This is a genomic window from Ralstonia sp. R-29, assembly GCF_049913345.1.
GTDB lineage: Bacteria > Pseudomonadota > Gammaproteobacteria > Burkholderiales > Burkholderiaceae > Ralstonia.
This window is the reverse complement of sequence record NZ_CP184377.1, coordinates 3,544,461-3,559,609: the sequence shown is the minus strand read 5'-3', so window position 1 is coordinate 3,559,609 and position 15,149 is coordinate 3,544,461. Positions and strand designations below refer to the sequence as shown.

Below are 15,149 nucleotides of genomic sequence, written 5' to 3'. Positions count from 1 at the left end.
CCGGCAGCGGCCGGCGACGTCGAATAGAGTGGGCTCAAGACTGGCGCCAGCGCGCCGTTAATGCAGGTTCGCGCGATTACCGCGGGTTACTCGATCACCTTGGGCACGAGGTAGAGGCCGGCCTCGGTGGCCGGGGCGCATTGCTGGTAGTCGGCGCGGCGGTCGGGCTCGGTCACGGCATCGTCACGCAGGCGCTGGGCCTGCACCTGGACTTGCTCGATCGGGTGAGCCATCGGCTCGATACCGGTGGTGTCCACGGCCTGCATCTGCTCGACCAGCGAAAAGAACTGGTTGAGCTGCGTGAGCGTCTGCGCGGCTTCGCCGTCGGAGACTTCGATGCGGGCCAGGTGGGCGATGCGTTTGACGTCGGAGAGTTCGAGTGCCATCGGAGTGGATCAGTGAGTGCAGCGGCGGGCGGGCAGCATGCTCGAGCGGCCAAGCGACGGGTACTGCGCGCAACGCACGCGCAGGTGGGCCCCGAGTGTGCCGATTGGCTGCAAATTTGGAGGTAAATGCCCCCCGAATACCCGCAGAAAGCACGAATTATAAGGTATGATTGCCGACTAAATTTCTAAGTCAGCAGGCGACTTCGTGCAGCCACGGACCCTCTGATTAAGTGACCGGGAACCTCCCGGCTGCGGCGCCGTCAGCATCTGGCGACACTTAATCAAAGGTTCCTTGGGACCGCCCCCTCCGGGCGGCTCACCGGCAGGATGGCCAGTGCCACGGCACCCCACCGCCGATCCCCACGGAGCCCGCGACACATTCCCGGGAGCGCAGTAGCAGGATCGGACCGCATGGCATAAGCCCACGCGAGGTCCGCGCATCGGTGCAGCCGTTGCACCGTGATCCGGCTGCTGGGCCGCCCATGACTCGAAAACAGGATTCAACTCGATGTTCGGCTTTCTGCGCAGCTATTTCTCCAACGATCTCGCGATCGACCTCGGCACCGCCAACACCCTGATCTACGTCCGCGACAAGGGCATCGTCCTGGATGAGCCGTCGGTGGTGGCCATTCGCCAGGAAGGCGGCCCGAGCGCCAAGAAGACCATCCAGGCTGTCGGCAAGGAAGCCAAGCAGATGCTGGGCAAGGTGCCGGGCAATATCGAAGCCATTCGCCCGATGAAGGACGGCGTGATTGCCGACTTCACTGTCACCGAGCAGATGCTCAAGCAGTTCATCAAGATGGTGCACGACAGCAAGCTGCTGCGTCCGAGCCCGCGCATCATCATCTGCGTGCCGTGCGGTTCGACCCAGGTCGAGCGCCGTGCCATCCGTGAATCGGCGCTGGGCGCCGGTGCCTCGCAGGTCTACCTGATCGAAGAGCCGATGGCCGCCGCAATTGGCGCTGGCCTGCCGGTGTCGGAGCCGTCGGGCTCGATGGTGGTGGACATTGGCGGCGGCACCACCGAGGTGGGCATCATCTCGCTGGGCGGCATGGTCTACAAGGGCAGCGTGCGCGTGGGTGGCGACAAGTTCGACGAAGCCATCGTCAACTACATCCGCCGCAACTACGGCATGCTGATCGGCGAGCAAACCGCTGAAGCCATCAAGAAGGAAATCGGCTCGGCCTTCCCGGGCTCCGAAGTGCGCGAGATGGAAGTGAAGGGCCGCAACCTGTCGGAAGGCATTCCGCGCGCGTTCACGGTGTCGTCCAACGAAATCCTGGAAGCGCTGACGGACCCGCTGAACCAGATCGTGTCGTCGGTGAAGATCGCGCTGGAACAAACCCCGCCGGAACTAGGCGCCGACATTGCCGAGCGCGGCATGATGCTCACCGGCGGCGGCGCGCTGCTGCGCGACCTGGACCGCCTGCTGGCCGAAGAAACCGGCCTGCCGGTGCTGGTGGCCGAAGATCCGCTGACCTGCGTGGTGCGCGGCTCGGGCATGGCGCTGGAGCGCATGGACAAGCTCGGCAGCATCTTCTCGTACGAATAACGGGACCATGCGCCACGCCCGTCTGCCGTTGTTCGCACACGTTACCGCGTACGTTGCCGCATACGCGGCTGTGGCGAGCCGCTGACGATGCGTTCTGCGCCGGTGCGCCGTGCTCTGCCCGCCAAGGGCCTCGGCACCGCACCAGCGACACTCCCAATCTGTTACCGGCAGGCCGATCGCGTCAATCGCGCGCCTGCCGTGTCCACCTGAAGCGTCCGGGTCATGGATTACTCCCCGCCGCCCCTCTTCAAGCAGGGCCCGTCCGCCACCGCGCGGCTGGTCGCCCTGCTTGCGCTTGCGCTCATGCTGCTGGTGGTCGACGCCCGCATGTCGGTGCTGGGCGTCGTCCGGCAGGTTGTGTCGGTGGTGCTGTACCCCGTTGAGCGCGTGGTGCTGATTCCGCGCGACACGGTCCGCGCTGCACTCGACTACACGCAATCCTCCACCAAGCTCGCCACCGACAACCGCACTCTGCGCGAATCGGCGGTCGCCCAGGCGCAGCAGTCGCTGCGCGCCTCGCAGCTCGAGGCCGAAAACCGCAATCTGCGCACGCTGCTCAATCTGAAGCAGCATGCGGCCGTGCCGACCGTGCCGGCGGAAGTCCTCTACGAAGCACGCGACCCGTACACCCAGCGCATCGTGATCGACCGGGGCTCCAAGGATGGCGTGCGCGCCGGCTACCCGGTCATCGATGACCGCGGTGTGGTGGGGCAGGTGACGCGCGTGTCGCTGTTCGAGTCGCAAGTCACGCTGCTGACGGACAAGGATCAGGCGATCCCCGTGGAAGTGGTGCGCAATGGCCTGCGCAGCGTGGCGTTTGGCGGTGCCCGGCCGGGTGCGCTGGATCTGCGCTTCATGGCCGCCTCGGCCGATTTGCAGCAGGGCGACCTGCTGGTGACCTCGGGGCTGGACGGTGTCTATCCGGCGGGCCTGCCGGTAGCGCGCATTTCGCAGATCGAGCGCAAGGCGGACACCGCGTTCTCGCGCGTGATCTGCGAGCCGGTGGCTGGCATCCGCAGCAACCGGCATCTGCTGATCGTGAAGTACGAATCGGGCTTCCCGCCGCCGACGGATCTGGCGCCGCCGCCTGTGGCCAAGGGCAAGAACGCCGCCCGTGATGCCCGCGAAGAGAAGGAACGCGCGGCGCGCGCTGCTGCCGAAGCCAATGTGCCCGCGCCCACGCCGGCCCCCGATGAAAACACCACGCCGCCGCGCCCCACCGATGCCGACGGCAACCCGCTGGATACCGCAGATCCGGCGGCCAAACGCTAAGCGAGGCCATCGATCATGAACTCGCCCCAATACCTGCTGCGCCCGGTCAACCCGGGCTTCATCGCCCTCAGCTTTGTGCTGGCGTTCCTGTTCAACCTGATGCCGTGGGGCCACATGCAGTGGATTCCCGATCTGGTGGCGCTGGTGCTGGTGTTCTGGAATATCCACCAGCCGCGCCGCGTGGGCATGGTGGTGGCCTTCCTGCTGGGCCTGCTGATGGACGTGCACGAGGCACGCCTGCTGGGCGAGCACGCGATGGCCTACACGCTGCTGTCGTACTTTGCGATCACGATCCACCGGCGCGTGCTGTGGTTCTCGGTGCTGTCACAGGCGCTGCACGTGCTGCCGCTGCTGGTGCTCGCACATGCCGTGCCGATCGTCATCCGTCTGCTGATGGGTGCGCACCTGCCGGATTGGCAGGTCATCCTGCCGCCGCTGATCGAAGCTGCCCTGTGGCCGTTCGCCAACGCGATCCTGCTTGCGCCGCAACGGCGCCCGGAAAGCGTCGACGAAACCCGGCCGATTTAAGGCGCCTAATCCGATGCGCCGTCTGAGTCGTTCTGCATGACTGAAATCCGCAACGTCGAACAGGAGCTGTCGCGCTTTCGCCTGCGGCTGGCGGCGGCTGCGCTGTTCGTGGTGGTCTGCTTCGGGCTGCTGTTGGCGCGCTTCTTCTGGCTGCAGCAGGTCAAGCACGAGCAGTACTCGGCCAAGGCGGAAGACAACCGCATCTCGGTGGCGCCCATCGAGCCCAACCGCGGCATCATCATGGACCGCAACGGCGTGGTGCTGGCGCGCAACTACTCCGCGTACACGCTGGAGATCACGCCGTCCAAGCTGCAGGACACGCTGGACAACACCATCGACCAGCTCGCGCAGGTAGTCGACATCCAGCCGCGCGACCGCCGCCGCTTCAAGCGCCTGATGGAAGATGCGCGCAGCTTTGAAAGCCTGCCGATCCGCAGTCAGCTCACCGATCAGGAAGTCGCCCGCTTTTCGGCGCAGCGTTTCCGCTTTCCGGGCGTGGATGTGCACGCGCGGTTGTTCCGCCAGTACCCGCTGGGCGAATCGGCGTCGCACGTGATCGGCTACATCGGCCGCATCTCCGAGCGCGACCTGGACCGCATCGACAACATGAGCGAGGCGAACAGCCAGCCCAATGTCACGTACGACCCGCGCAAGGACGCCAACAATTACAGCGGCACCGAATACATCGGCAAGGTCGGCATCGAGCAGAGCTACGAGACCGAGCTGCATGGCCTGACCGGCTACGAAGAGGTGGAAGTGAGCGCGGGCGGCCGCCCGATCCGGACGCTTTCCACCTCGCAGGCGACGCCGGGCAACAACCTGATCCTGTCGCTCGACATCAATCTGCAGCGCCTGGCCGAGCAGTTGTTCGGCAACCGCCGCGGCGCGCTGGTGGCGATCGAGCCGGAGACGGGCGACATCCTCGCTTTCGTGTCCAAGCCGACGTTCGACCCGAACCTGTTCATCGAAGGCATCGACAGCGCCACCTGGAACGAGCTGAACGGCTCGCCCGACAAGCCGCTGCTGAACCGTCCGCTGCGCGGCACGTATCCGCCGGGTTCGACCTACAAGCCGTTCATGGCGCTCGCCGCGCTGGAGCTGGGCAAGCGCACGCCGCAATGGGGCATGGCCGATCCGGGCTCGTTCACGCTGGGCAACCACACCTTCCGCGATGACGTGCCGGGCGGGCACGGCTGGGTCGACATGTACCGCTCGATCGTGGCGTCGTGCGACACGTACTACTACAAGCTCGCCAACGACATGGGCGTCAATGCCATCCACGATTTCATGAAGCCGCTGGGCTTCGGGCAAGTCACGGGCATCGACATTGAAGGCGAGCGCACCGGCATCCTGCCGTCCACCGACTGGAAGCGCAAAGCCTACAAGCGCCCCGAGCAGCAAAAGTGGTACGACGGCGAAACCATCTCATTGGGCATCGGCCAGGGCTACAACAACTTCACCATCCTGCAGCTCGCGCACGCGGTGTCGACGCTCGCCAACAACGGCGTGGTGATGAAGCCCCACCTGGTGAAGGCGGTGGAGGATTCGCTGTCCAAGGCACGCGCGCTGACGGTGCCGACCGAGAGCTACCGCATTCCGCTCAAGCAATCGAACATCGACGTGATCAAGCACGCGATGGTAGGCGTGAACCAGGCGGGTACGGCTGCCAAGGCGTTCATCGGTGCGCAGTATGTGTCGGCGGGCAAAACGGGGACAGCGCAGGTGTACTCGCTGGGCAAGAACGAGAAATACAGCCACCACGCGCTGCCCGAAAGCAAGCGTGACCATGCGCTGTTCGAGGCGTTTGCCCCGGCCGACCATCCGAAGATCGCCCTGGCGCTGATTGTGGAAAACGCTGGTTTTGGCGCCGCGTCGGCCGCGCCGATCGCACGTGCCGTCATGGATTACTACCTGACCGGCAAGTGGCCCGCAGAACTGGCCGCTACGGCACCCAAGCCGCAGCCACAGCCGCCGGTGAGCACGCCGAGCGTGTTCTCGACCGGCAAGACGGCCACCATTGCCAGCGCCACAGCGACCCCGCAAGCGGCGGCGGAAGCGGCGGCACAGGCAGCGTCGGATGTGGCGGCGGCTTCGACAGTGACGGCGTCCACCCCGAGTGGCGCGACAACCGCTTCGGCGCCCGCTGCATCGTCGACTACGGCCAGCGCACCGCGTGCCGCACCGGCCATGTCACCGGACTTGGTCGCGCCCGCCTTGCGTGAGGCAGGCACCAGCGCCGAAGCCGTCGCCCCGGCCACACTGGATGCCCAGGTGCTGCAGGCGTTGTCGCACGCGCAACCCGCCCCCGAACTGCCGCCGCGTGGACGTGGCAACGCCGCCGCGCCGACGTCGGCGCCGGCCACCACGCCCAAGGGCGCGAAAGAGGCCAAGCCGGGCAACAAACCCGCACCAAAGCCTGCGCAGAAGCCGACGCCCAAGCCGGCGCCGGCCACGCCCTGATTCACGCGCTTGGAGACCCCCCATGAACAAACTGGACAAGCGCCGCATCTTCAACGTCATCAAGTCGCTATTCACCGGCTTTGACGGGCCGTTGGCGCTGATCGTCTTTCTGCTGCTGGGCACGGGGCTGGTCGCGCTGTACTCGGCCGCCATCGACATGCCGGGCCGGGTGGAAGACCAAGTCCGCAACATCCTGCTGTCGTTCGTGCTGATGTGGATCATCGCCAACCTGCCGCAGCAGACGCTGATGCGCTTTGCCGTGCCGCTCTATACCGTGGGCGTGGCGCTACTGATTGGCGTGGCGATGTTCGGGCTGATCCGCAAGGGCGCGCGGCGCTGGCTGAACATCGGCGTGGTGGTGCAGCCGTCGGAGATCATGAAGATCGCCATGCCGCTCATGCTGGCGTGGTACTTCCAGAAGCGCGAGGGTGTGATCCACTGGTACGACTATCTGGCCGCGGCCCTGCTGTTGCTGATTCCCGTCGGCCTGATCGCCAAGCAGCCGGACCTGGGCACGGCATTGCTGGTGCTCGCTGCCGGCATCTACGTGATCTACTTTGCCGGCCTGTCGTGGCGGCTGATCGTGCCGGTGCTGGTGATTGCGGTGACGGCGATCACGCTGGTGGTGTCGTTCGAATCGCGCATCTGCGCGCCGGGCGTGAACTGGCCGATCCTGCACGATTACCAGCAGCACCGCGTGTGCACGCTGCTGGACCCGACCACCGACCCGCTGGGCAAGGGCTTCCACACCATCCAATCGATCATCGCCATCGGCTCGGGCGGGGTCACGGGCAAGGGCTGGCTCAAGGGCACACAAACCCACCTGGAGTTCATCCCCGAGAAGCACACCGACTTCATCTTCGCGGTGTACTCAGAAGAGTTCGGGCTGGTGGGCAACGGCATCCTGCTGTTCCTGTATCTGCTGCTGATCCTGCGCGGGCTGTTTATCGCGGCCAATGCGGGCACGCTGTTCGGGCGCTTGCTGGCCGGCTCGATCACTCTGATCTTCTTCACCTATGCCTTCGTCAACATGGGCATGGTCAGCGGGATTCTGCCAGTGGTGGGGGTGCCCTTGCCGCTGATCAGTTACGGGGGGACGGCGCTGGTCACGCTGGGCATGGGCATCGGGATTCTGATGAGCATTGCCCGACAGAAGCGCTTCGTGCAGACCTAGCCACATACAACAAAGCGGCCGCCAGAACTGGGCGGCCGTTTTATTTTCAGGCGGCGAGCGCCTCTTCGCGCAGCAGCCGCCTGAGGACCTTGCCCGTGGCGGTGGCGGGCAGCGCATCGTGAAACTTCACGCGCCTCGGCACCTTGTAGGGCGCCATGTTGTCGCGCGACCAGGCAATCAGCTCCGCTTCCGAGAGCGTCACGCCGCTCATCGGCACCACGTGCGCGCAGACGACTTCACCCTTGTCCGGATCGGGAATGGGCGTGACGGCCACCTGGCGGATGCCGGGGTGGCGCGACAGCAGCGCCTCCACGTCTTCGGGAAACACGCTGTAGCCGGACACCTTGATCATCTCTTTGATGCGGCCCTGCCATTGCAGGTAGCCGTCGGGCGACACCTGGCCGATGTCGCCAGTGCGCAGAAAGCCGTTGTGGATGGCCGCGCGCGTAGCGTCGTCGCGCTGCCAGTAGCCGCGGAAGACGCCGGGGCTGCGGATCGTGATTTCGCCGGACTGGCCCGGCGGCAGTTCCGCGCCGGTATGCAGGTCCACGATGCGGACCTCGGTCTGCGGCACGATCTTGCCGTGCCAACCCCAGCGCGGTGCGTCAGCAGGGGTGATCGCGTCACAGGTATGCGTCTCCGACAGACCGTAGGCCGCTTCGTAGATGCGGCATTGCGGGCCGGCAAAGGCGCGCCATTGCTCAGCAATCGCCTCGGTCAACGTCACGCCAAAGCTGGTGCACGGGTTGGCGACGAGCGATTCCATGCGGTACTGCGCGGCGTCAGGGTGGGCCATCACCGCTAGGTTCATCGGCGTCATGCTGTACCAGCGCGTAACGCGATAGCGGTCGATGGCCTGCAGCACCGCCAGCGGGTCAAAACGGTAGAGCAGGATGGTGGGCGCGCCGGCGTACAACATCACGTTCATGCCCATCAGCATGCCGGCGATGTGCGACAGCGGCGCCACCGCCAGCATCACATCCGACGCCTGGATGCCGCTCACCTGCACCGTTACGGCGGTCTTGTACAGCGCGTTGCGGTGCGTCAGCATGGCGCCCTTTGCGCGGCCGGTGGTGCCCGATGTGTAAACCATCAGCGCCACCTCGTCGAGGTCGACGGGGATGGCGGTCACGGCATCGCGCTCGGCCACGTCCACGGGCTCGGCCAGCAGTTGCATCAGATCGCGCTGCGGGGCCCCCGGCTTGTTCTTGGGCAGCGGCGCCGACGAGGCATCGGCGGCAATCAACTCCGGCGGCACGGCCAGCGCCTTGCGGCACGCCGGCTGTGCGGGTTGAAGATCGGCATAGCGCGTGGTGATCACGTTGGTGACGGCGGTGCCGGGCCGCGCGGCCTCGACGATCGGCATGAGGTCCGCGGCGGCCACCAGCACTTTCGCACCGCAATCGGCCAGTTGGTCGCGCAGTTCATGTTGCCGCGACAGCGGCCCGCACGGCACAACGATGCCACCCAACTTGGCCGTGGCCAGATGCGCCAGGATGGCCTGCGGGCAGTTGTGCAGAAACAGCGCCACGCGATCGCCGCGCGTCACGCCCAGACGCCGCAACTGCACCGCCAGACGCGTCGAGAGCTGATCCAACTCGCGCCAGCAGATCGTGCGGCCGTACCACAGCAGGGCGATCCGCTCGGGCGTCTGCTGCGCATGGAGGGCGCAATACCGATGCAACGGCATTTCGCCCGCCAAGTAATGGACCGGGTCTCGGTTCTGGACGGTCATATGGTGTCTCCTGGGCGGTCGGCATCGCAGGGCGACGCCTTGGCCGTGATGGCAGCCCTCGTGCCGGGGCGCTCATGCGGGTCGGGTTTCGTGGCATCCATCGTTTGAGTATGGCGGGGGTCCGCTGCGACCGCCGCATCGATTTGCGCAAAACCGTGTTCCACCCGAAATCAAAGCAGAACATGACCTCACGCAAGATGGAATCCACGAAAATCTACCGGTCGGTATAGAGTCTCGGCGCAAATCCGCTGCTGCGTCAATCGGTGAGAAGTCGGATGCCCCCTTGCGCTGACAAAGCTCAAAAAGTGTCGATTTTAAGCACCTCATTAGATAAGCATGTACTCACATCCGGTCACAACAGCGACACAGTACGTTGCTTAGACCACCATTAAATATTTGCCGTGTCCGCAGATTTGTTCTATTTTCGACAACAAATCATGTGAGAGGCTGGAATGGATCGTTTGCAGTCGATGCGGGTGTTTTCCAAGGTGGTGGAGCTGGGCAGCTTCGCCCGGGCGGCGCAGCATCTGTCGATGAGCAATGCCGTGGTCACGCGCTATGTGGCCGATCTGGAGGCGCATCTCGGCACGCGCCTGCTCAACCGCACCACGCGCAGCCTGTCGCTGACGGACGTGGGCGAAACCTACCTGCAGCGCTGCGCGCAGATCCTGCTCGACATCGATGAGGCGGAATCGCTGGCCACCTCGCGCAGCCAGGCGCTGGTGGGGGGCTTGCGCATCGTCGCGCCGGTGATGTTCGGGCTGCACGTGCTGCCCATGCTGCTGGCGCGTTTCCAGCAGCTCTACCCCGAGGTGACGTTTGACGTGGCGCTGTCCGATCGCCCGATCGACATCGTCGAAGACGGCCGCGACGTCGGCATCATGGTGTCGGAACTGGGCCTCGGCTCACACCTGGTGGCGCGCCGCATGATCTCGGCCGAGATGATCATGGCCGCCACGCCGGCCTACCTGCGCCAGCACTCCACGCCGCAGCGCGCCGAAGACATCGCCGAGCACCGCGTGATTGCCATGTGGCACCCGCAACTGCGTCATGAATGGGAAATGTCGACGCCCGATGGCCAGTCGATCGCCGTGCCGGTGCAGCCGTCTCTCGTCACCAGCAATGCGGAACTGATGCACCGTGCGGTACTGGCTGACATGGGCATCGCGATTCTGTCGTCATACATGGCGCGGCCGGATCTGGAATCGGGGCGCCTCGTGCGCGTGCTGCCTAACTACAAGTTGCCGCACCGGTCGCTGTCGCTGGTGTATCCGAGCCGCAAGTTTCTGCCGACGAAAGTGCGCACGTTCATCGACTACATGCTGGCCCAGGCGATGGAAGTGAAGCAAAGCGAGGCCCGCGCCGGCCGAGGCCTGAGCGAAGCCGCGTAAGCCGCGATCACCGATACCGCAACGCCAAAACAAAACGGGAGGACAGTGTCCTCCCGTTTGCGTTGCTGACGGCGAAACCGTGATCAGGTTTCGCTGGTGCTTTCCTCGTCGGTCTCGGCTTCGGCGGCCTTCTTGCGTGCCGGGGCTTTCTTGGCCGCAGTCTTCGTGGCCGTTTTAGCCGCCGTCTTGGCCGGCGCCTTCTTGGCGGCAGGCGTCTTTGCCGCGGCCGTCGTCTTCTTCGCTGCAGTCTTGGCGCCGGGCTTACCCTTGCCCTCACCGCGCGGCTCGAATTCGAAGCCGATCTTGCCGTCCGGCTGCTTCACCAAAAACGCCTTGAAATTGCGGCCCGTGCGTGCGGACTTGAAGCCGGTCAGCAGATCCGTCTTGCCCTCGGTCAGCAGCTTGCCCAACTGCTCGCGGCTGATCTCCTGCTGCAGGATGATCTTGCCGGTGGTGAAGTCGCAGGTCTTGGGCTGCGCCACGGCGTTCTCGCACACGTACTTCAAGCCGTGTTCGTAGACGTTGCCATTGCACTTCGGGCAGTGGCCGACGCTTTCCTGGCCAGAGAAATCGACCGGTTCACCATCGTCTTCATCGTTCTGGCCGAAGTCGAATTCCATCTTCCAGTGGCCGTCTTCCTGCGCCAGCTTGAGAATGGCCGCGAACGGCCGGCCCATCTTGCTGCGGAAGCCCTGCAGCGGGCCGATCGTCTTGTTGATCAGCAGCTCTTCCACCTCGTCCAGCTCGAACTGGCGGCCGCCCGGGATCTTGCTGATCGAGAAATCGCAGTGGCTGCACGCGAAGCGGCGGTAGTTCTCCTTGACCACGTGACCACATTGCGGGCACGGCGTGGCCAGCGTCGCGTAGTCGCCGGGGATGGTGTCGCTGTCGTATTCCTTGGCACGCTTGACGATCTGTTGCGTCATCTGCGCGATCTCGCGCATGAACTCGTCGCGCTCCAACTGGCCGCGCTCGATGAGGGAGAGCTTGTGCTCCCAGCCACCGGTCAGCTCGGCCTGCGTCAGCTCTTCCACGCCCAGGCCACGCAGCAGCGTCATCAGCTGGAAGGCCTTGGCGGTCGGAATCAGCTCGCGGCCTTCGCGCACGAGGTACTTTTCCGTCAGCAGCCCTTCGATGATGGCCGCGCGCGTGGCTGGCGTGCCCAGGCCCTTGCCGGCCATGGCTTCGCGCAGCGCATCGTCGTCGACCAGCTTGCCGGCGCCTTCCATGGCCGAGAGCAGCGTCGCTTCGTTGTAGCGTGCGGGCGGCTTGGTGGTCAGGCCCACCGGCTCGACCTTGTCGGTCTTGACCTTTTCGTCCTTGGCGACCGGTACGAGGTTGGCATCCTCACCCTGCGCTTCACGGCCGTACACGACCAGCCAGCCCGGGTTCACCAGCACCTTGCCTTCAGTCTTGAAGTGATGGCCGGCCACCTCGGTCACGCGCGTGGTGACCTGGTATTCCGCCGCCGGGAAGAACACCGCCAAGAAGCGGCGCACCACCAGGTCGTACAGCTTCTGCTCGGGCTCCGACAGGTTCTTCGGCGCCTGCAGCGTCGGGATGATGGCGAAGTGATCGCTGATCTTGCTGTTGTCGAAGATCCGCTTGTTCGGCTTGACCCACTGGTTGGCGAGGATCTTCTTCGCGTGCGTCAGATAATTAGGCGAACTCTCGCCCAACATGTCCAGCGTCTGCTTGACCGTGCCCATGTAGTCTTCGGGCAGCGCGCGCGAATCGGTACGCGGGTAGGTCAGCACCTTGTGCTTTTCATACAGCGCCTGCGCCAGACCCAGCGTGTTCTTGGCCGAGAAGCCGAAGCGGCCGTTGGCTTCGCGCTGCAGGCTGGTCAGGTCGAACAGCGCCGGCGACATCTGCGTCGACGGCTTCGACTCTTCGGTGACGACGCCCGGCTTTTCACGGCACGCGGCGACGATGCTCTTGGCCTCGGCCTCGCTCCACAGGCGCGAGTCGCGTCGTTCGGGGTCGAACTCGTCTTTCTTGAACTTGGGGTCGAACCAGCGGCCTTCGTACAGGCCCGCGGCGGCGATGAACTCAGCGCGCACTTCCCAGTAATCGCGCGGCACGAAGCGTTTGATCTTCTCTTCGCGCTCGACCACGATCGACAGCGTCGGCGTCTGCACGCGGCCCACGGTGGTCAGGAAGAAGCCGCCGCCCTTGCTGTTGAAGGCGGTCATGGCGCGCGTACCGTTGATGCCGACCAGCCAGTCGGCCTCGGAACGGCAGCGGGCGGCGTCGGCCAGCGGCATCATGTCTTTGTCGCTGCGCAGCTTGCCGAAGCCATCGCGGATGGACTGCGGCGTCATCGACTGCAGCCACAGGCGCTGGATCGGCAGCTTGGTGTTCGCGTGTTGCGCGATCAGGCGGAAGATCAATTCACCTTCGCGCCCCGCGTCACATGCGTTGATCAGGCTGGTCACGTCCTTGCGTTTGATCAGGCGCGTGAGCACCTTCAGGCGCGATTCCGACTTGGCGATCGGGCGCAAGTCAAAGTGCGGCGGGATCACCGGCAGATGGGCGAAGCTCCATTTGCCGCGCTTGACCTCGTATTCATCGGGGGCAGCGATTTCGACCAGGTGGCCAACCGCCGAGGAGAGGACGTAGTCGTCGCTCTCAAAGTACTCGTCGTGCTTGGTGAAGCCACCCAGCGCGCGCGCGATATCAGCGGCGACCGACGGTTTTTCGGCAATGATGAGGGCCTTGGACATGTGAGCGGATCCTGGCGATCGCAAGTAATCAGGTAAAGAAGAAGTCGCTTTCTATAGCGACCATTCGCGCGGTTTTTGTAGAGTCTTATGGCAACGCCCGCCGACTTCAAGTCCCGCGGACGCTATTCAAAACACGCGCCGAAGCGGTCGTGCAACGCGCCTGCCCCAAATTTGGCCGCCAATCATAAGCGCGGTTCCTTTTCAGGCGCAATAGAGTGGCGCATGCATCGCACGGCGCTGTCAAGGCCCGCCATCACGCCAATTCCAACAGCCAGCTTCGCAAGTCTGGCGCCGCCGTTACGGGCCCAGCGTCGTGCAAGTCACGTGAAAGCAATCCCTCAACAATGCCCGCATGCGGCAAGACCGGGCCGAAAAACAACACATCGCTCCCGCGTTGCACCAGCAGGGTCGGGAAATTTTCGACATCGAAATCGCCCAGGGCGTCTGCATGGTCTTCCACGTCCACCCACACGAAGCAGCATTCCGGATGCCGCGCCGCCAGTTCGGTGAATGTCGCGCGGTAGCTGCGGCAGGTGCCGCACCACTCGGCGCACAAGCATGCCACCAGCAGTTGACCGTCGCGCATGCGCGCATGCAGCGTGACAGCGTCGGTATCAGGAGAAAGCAGCGGCATGAGTGAAGCGGGCATAGGCGACGGATAGGTCGCGCCTATTGTAGGCACGCTTTCACGGAAGCCGCAGGAAGCGTCCGCCGGGCTGTCGCTCGATACGGCCGTCCAGCTCCAGCGCCAGAAGCTGGGCTGAGAGCGCGGCGGCTGCCTGGCCGGTGCGCTCGCACAAGGTGTCCAGATCGACGGGGTCGAAGCCGAGCGCATCCAGCAACGTGGTTTCAGCGGCACTCGGCACGGAACGAGGGACTGGTGCAGAAGCTGCGGATGGCGCCCCGGCTGGCGCAACGCGCGCGGCACGTTTAGCCGGCGTGGCTGCACGCCCCCAGCCCAGCTCGTCAAGGATATCGGCCGCGGTTTCCACCAGCTTGGCGCCCTGCTTGATCAGCAGGTGGCAGCCCTTGGCCAGCGGCGAATGGATCGACCCCGGAATCGCAAACACATCGCGCCCTTGCTCGGCGGCCAGCCGCGCAGTGATGAGCGAACCGGATTGCGCCGCCGCTTCCACCACTAGCAGCCCGCGCGCAAGCCCAGAAATCAGTCGATTGCGGCGCGGGAAGTTCTCCGCACGCGCCCCCATGCCCAGCGGGTATTCGGAGATGATGACGCCGGCTTCGGCAATGCGATGCGCCAACGCGCGGTTGCGTGCAGGGTAAACAATATCGAGCCCCGTGCCGACGACAGCGATGGTGTTGCCCGGCCCGGCCAAGCCGCCCTCGTGTGCGGCCGCATCGATGCCAAGCGCCAGACCAGAAACCACCGTCACGCTGGCGGCGGACAGGGCCTGTGCAAACGCCCGCGCATTGTCGATACCGGCCGCCGTAGCGCTGCGCGCGCCCACCACACCCACTGCCGCAGCCCGCAGCAACGACGCATCGCCCTTCACGTAGAGCAGCGTCGGCGGATCCGGCAGTTCGAGCAGCCGGGGTGGATAACCGCGATCAGCCAGCGTGAAGATGGCATTGCCGGGTTCGTTCACCCACGCCACAGTGCGGGCGATGAGGTCGACCAGCGTCTCGTCGGGCTCAGCAAGCAGCGCACGCGCCTGCCGCTCGGGCAGCACCTTGGCGAGCGCCGCATACGGCTGGGCAAAGATGTCTTGCGGTAACCCGAAGGCCGCCAGCAACTGCCGCGCGGCCACCGGGCCAACACCTGGGGTTTCAGTCAGACGCAGCCACGCGGCCAGCTCGGCCGGATCGCGCGTGCAAGAGAGGGAATCGGCGGAATCGGTCGCGGCGTGCGCCGCGACCTGTGAAGCATCGGTCAAATCAGGACTGCAGGATGAACGATCTGGGCG

General features: G+C 65.1%; 11 protein-coding genes. 6 read left to right on the top strand and 5 right to left on the bottom strand.

Annotation, left to right across the window (positions count from 1 at the left end):
* Positions 1-86: 86 nt before the first annotated feature.
* Positions 87-386: an Asp-tRNA(Asn)/Glu-tRNA(Gln) amidotransferase subunit GatC gene (gatC, locus tag ACN9M1_RS16755; RefSeq protein ID WP_426396149.1), complete on the bottom strand. Its 300-nt coding sequence runs from the start codon at positions 384-386 to the stop codon at positions 87-89.
* A 508-nt stretch (positions 387-894) separates the two neighbouring features.
* On the opposite strand from gatC, the gene ACN9M1_RS16750 reads away from it, so the two are divergent.
* From ACN9M1_RS16750 to rodA, 5 genes are all read left to right on the top strand, one after another.
* Positions 895-1,938: a rod shape-determining protein gene (locus tag ACN9M1_RS16750; protein ID WP_045785428.1), complete on the top strand. Its 1,044-nt coding sequence runs from the start codon at positions 895-897 to the stop codon at positions 1,936-1,938.
* 222 nt (positions 1,939-2,160) lie between these two features.
* Positions 2,161-3,210: a rod shape-determining protein MreC gene (mreC, locus tag ACN9M1_RS16745; RefSeq protein ID WP_426396147.1), complete on the top strand. Its 1,050-nt coding sequence runs from the start codon at positions 2,161-2,163 to the stop codon at positions 3,208-3,210.
* Positions 3,211-3,225: 15 nt separating this feature from the next.
* Positions 3,226-3,738: a rod shape-determining protein MreD gene (gene mreD / locus ACN9M1_RS16740; RefSeq protein WP_426396145.1), complete on the top strand. Its 513-nt coding sequence runs from the start codon at positions 3,226-3,228 to the stop codon at positions 3,736-3,738.
* Between the two features lie 36 nt (positions 3,739-3,774).
* A complete protein-coding gene (gene mrdA, locus ACN9M1_RS16735) occupies positions 3,775-6,198 on the top strand; it encodes a penicillin-binding protein 2 (RefSeq protein WP_426396143.1) in 2,424 nt (807 codons plus the stop codon).
* Between the two features lie 22 nt (positions 6,199-6,220).
* Positions 6,221-7,372: a rod shape-determining protein RodA gene (gene rodA / locus ACN9M1_RS16730; RefSeq protein WP_426396141.1), complete on the top strand. Its 1,152-nt coding sequence runs from the start codon at positions 6,221-6,223 to the stop codon at positions 7,370-7,372.
* Between the two features lie 46 nt (positions 7,373-7,418).
* On the opposite strand, the gene ACN9M1_RS16725 is transcribed toward rodA, so the two are convergent.
* Positions 7,419-9,107 (bottom strand): AMP-binding protein, encoded by a 1,689-nt coding sequence (locus tag ACN9M1_RS16725; protein ID WP_426396139.1) that lies wholly within the window; start codon positions 9,105-9,107, stop codon positions 7,419-7,421.
* Positions 9,108-9,559: 452 nt separating this feature from the next.
* On the opposite strand from ACN9M1_RS16725, the gene ACN9M1_RS16720 reads away from it, so the two are divergent.
* The gene (locus ACN9M1_RS16720; RefSeq protein WP_426396137.1) at positions 9,560-10,498 is read left to right on the top strand and encodes a LysR family transcriptional regulator; all 939 of its coding nucleotides are present in this window, start codon (positions 9,560-9,562) and stop codon (positions 10,496-10,498) included.
* A gap of 83 nt (positions 10,499-10,581) precedes the next feature.
* On the opposite strand, the gene ACN9M1_RS16715 is transcribed toward ACN9M1_RS16720, so the two are convergent.
* The 3 genes from ACN9M1_RS16715 to dprA form a co-directional block, all read right to left on the bottom strand.
* Complete coding sequence (locus ACN9M1_RS16715; RefSeq protein WP_426396135.1) at positions 10,582-13,224, bottom strand: DNA topoisomerase III; 2,643 nt, start codon at positions 13,222-13,224, stop codon at positions 10,582-10,584.
* A gap of 253 nt (positions 13,225-13,477) precedes the next feature.
* Positions 13,478-13,858, bottom strand: a complete 381-nt coding sequence (locus tag ACN9M1_RS16710) for a thioredoxin family protein (protein ID WP_426398886.1) — start codon at positions 13,856-13,858, stop codon at positions 13,478-13,480.
* Between the two features lie 52 nt (positions 13,859-13,910).
* A complete protein-coding gene (gene dprA, locus ACN9M1_RS16705; protein ID WP_426396133.1) occupies positions 13,911-15,119 on the bottom strand; it encodes a DNA-processing protein DprA in 1,209 nt (402 codons plus the stop codon).
* Positions 15,120-15,149: the final 30 nt, after the last annotated feature.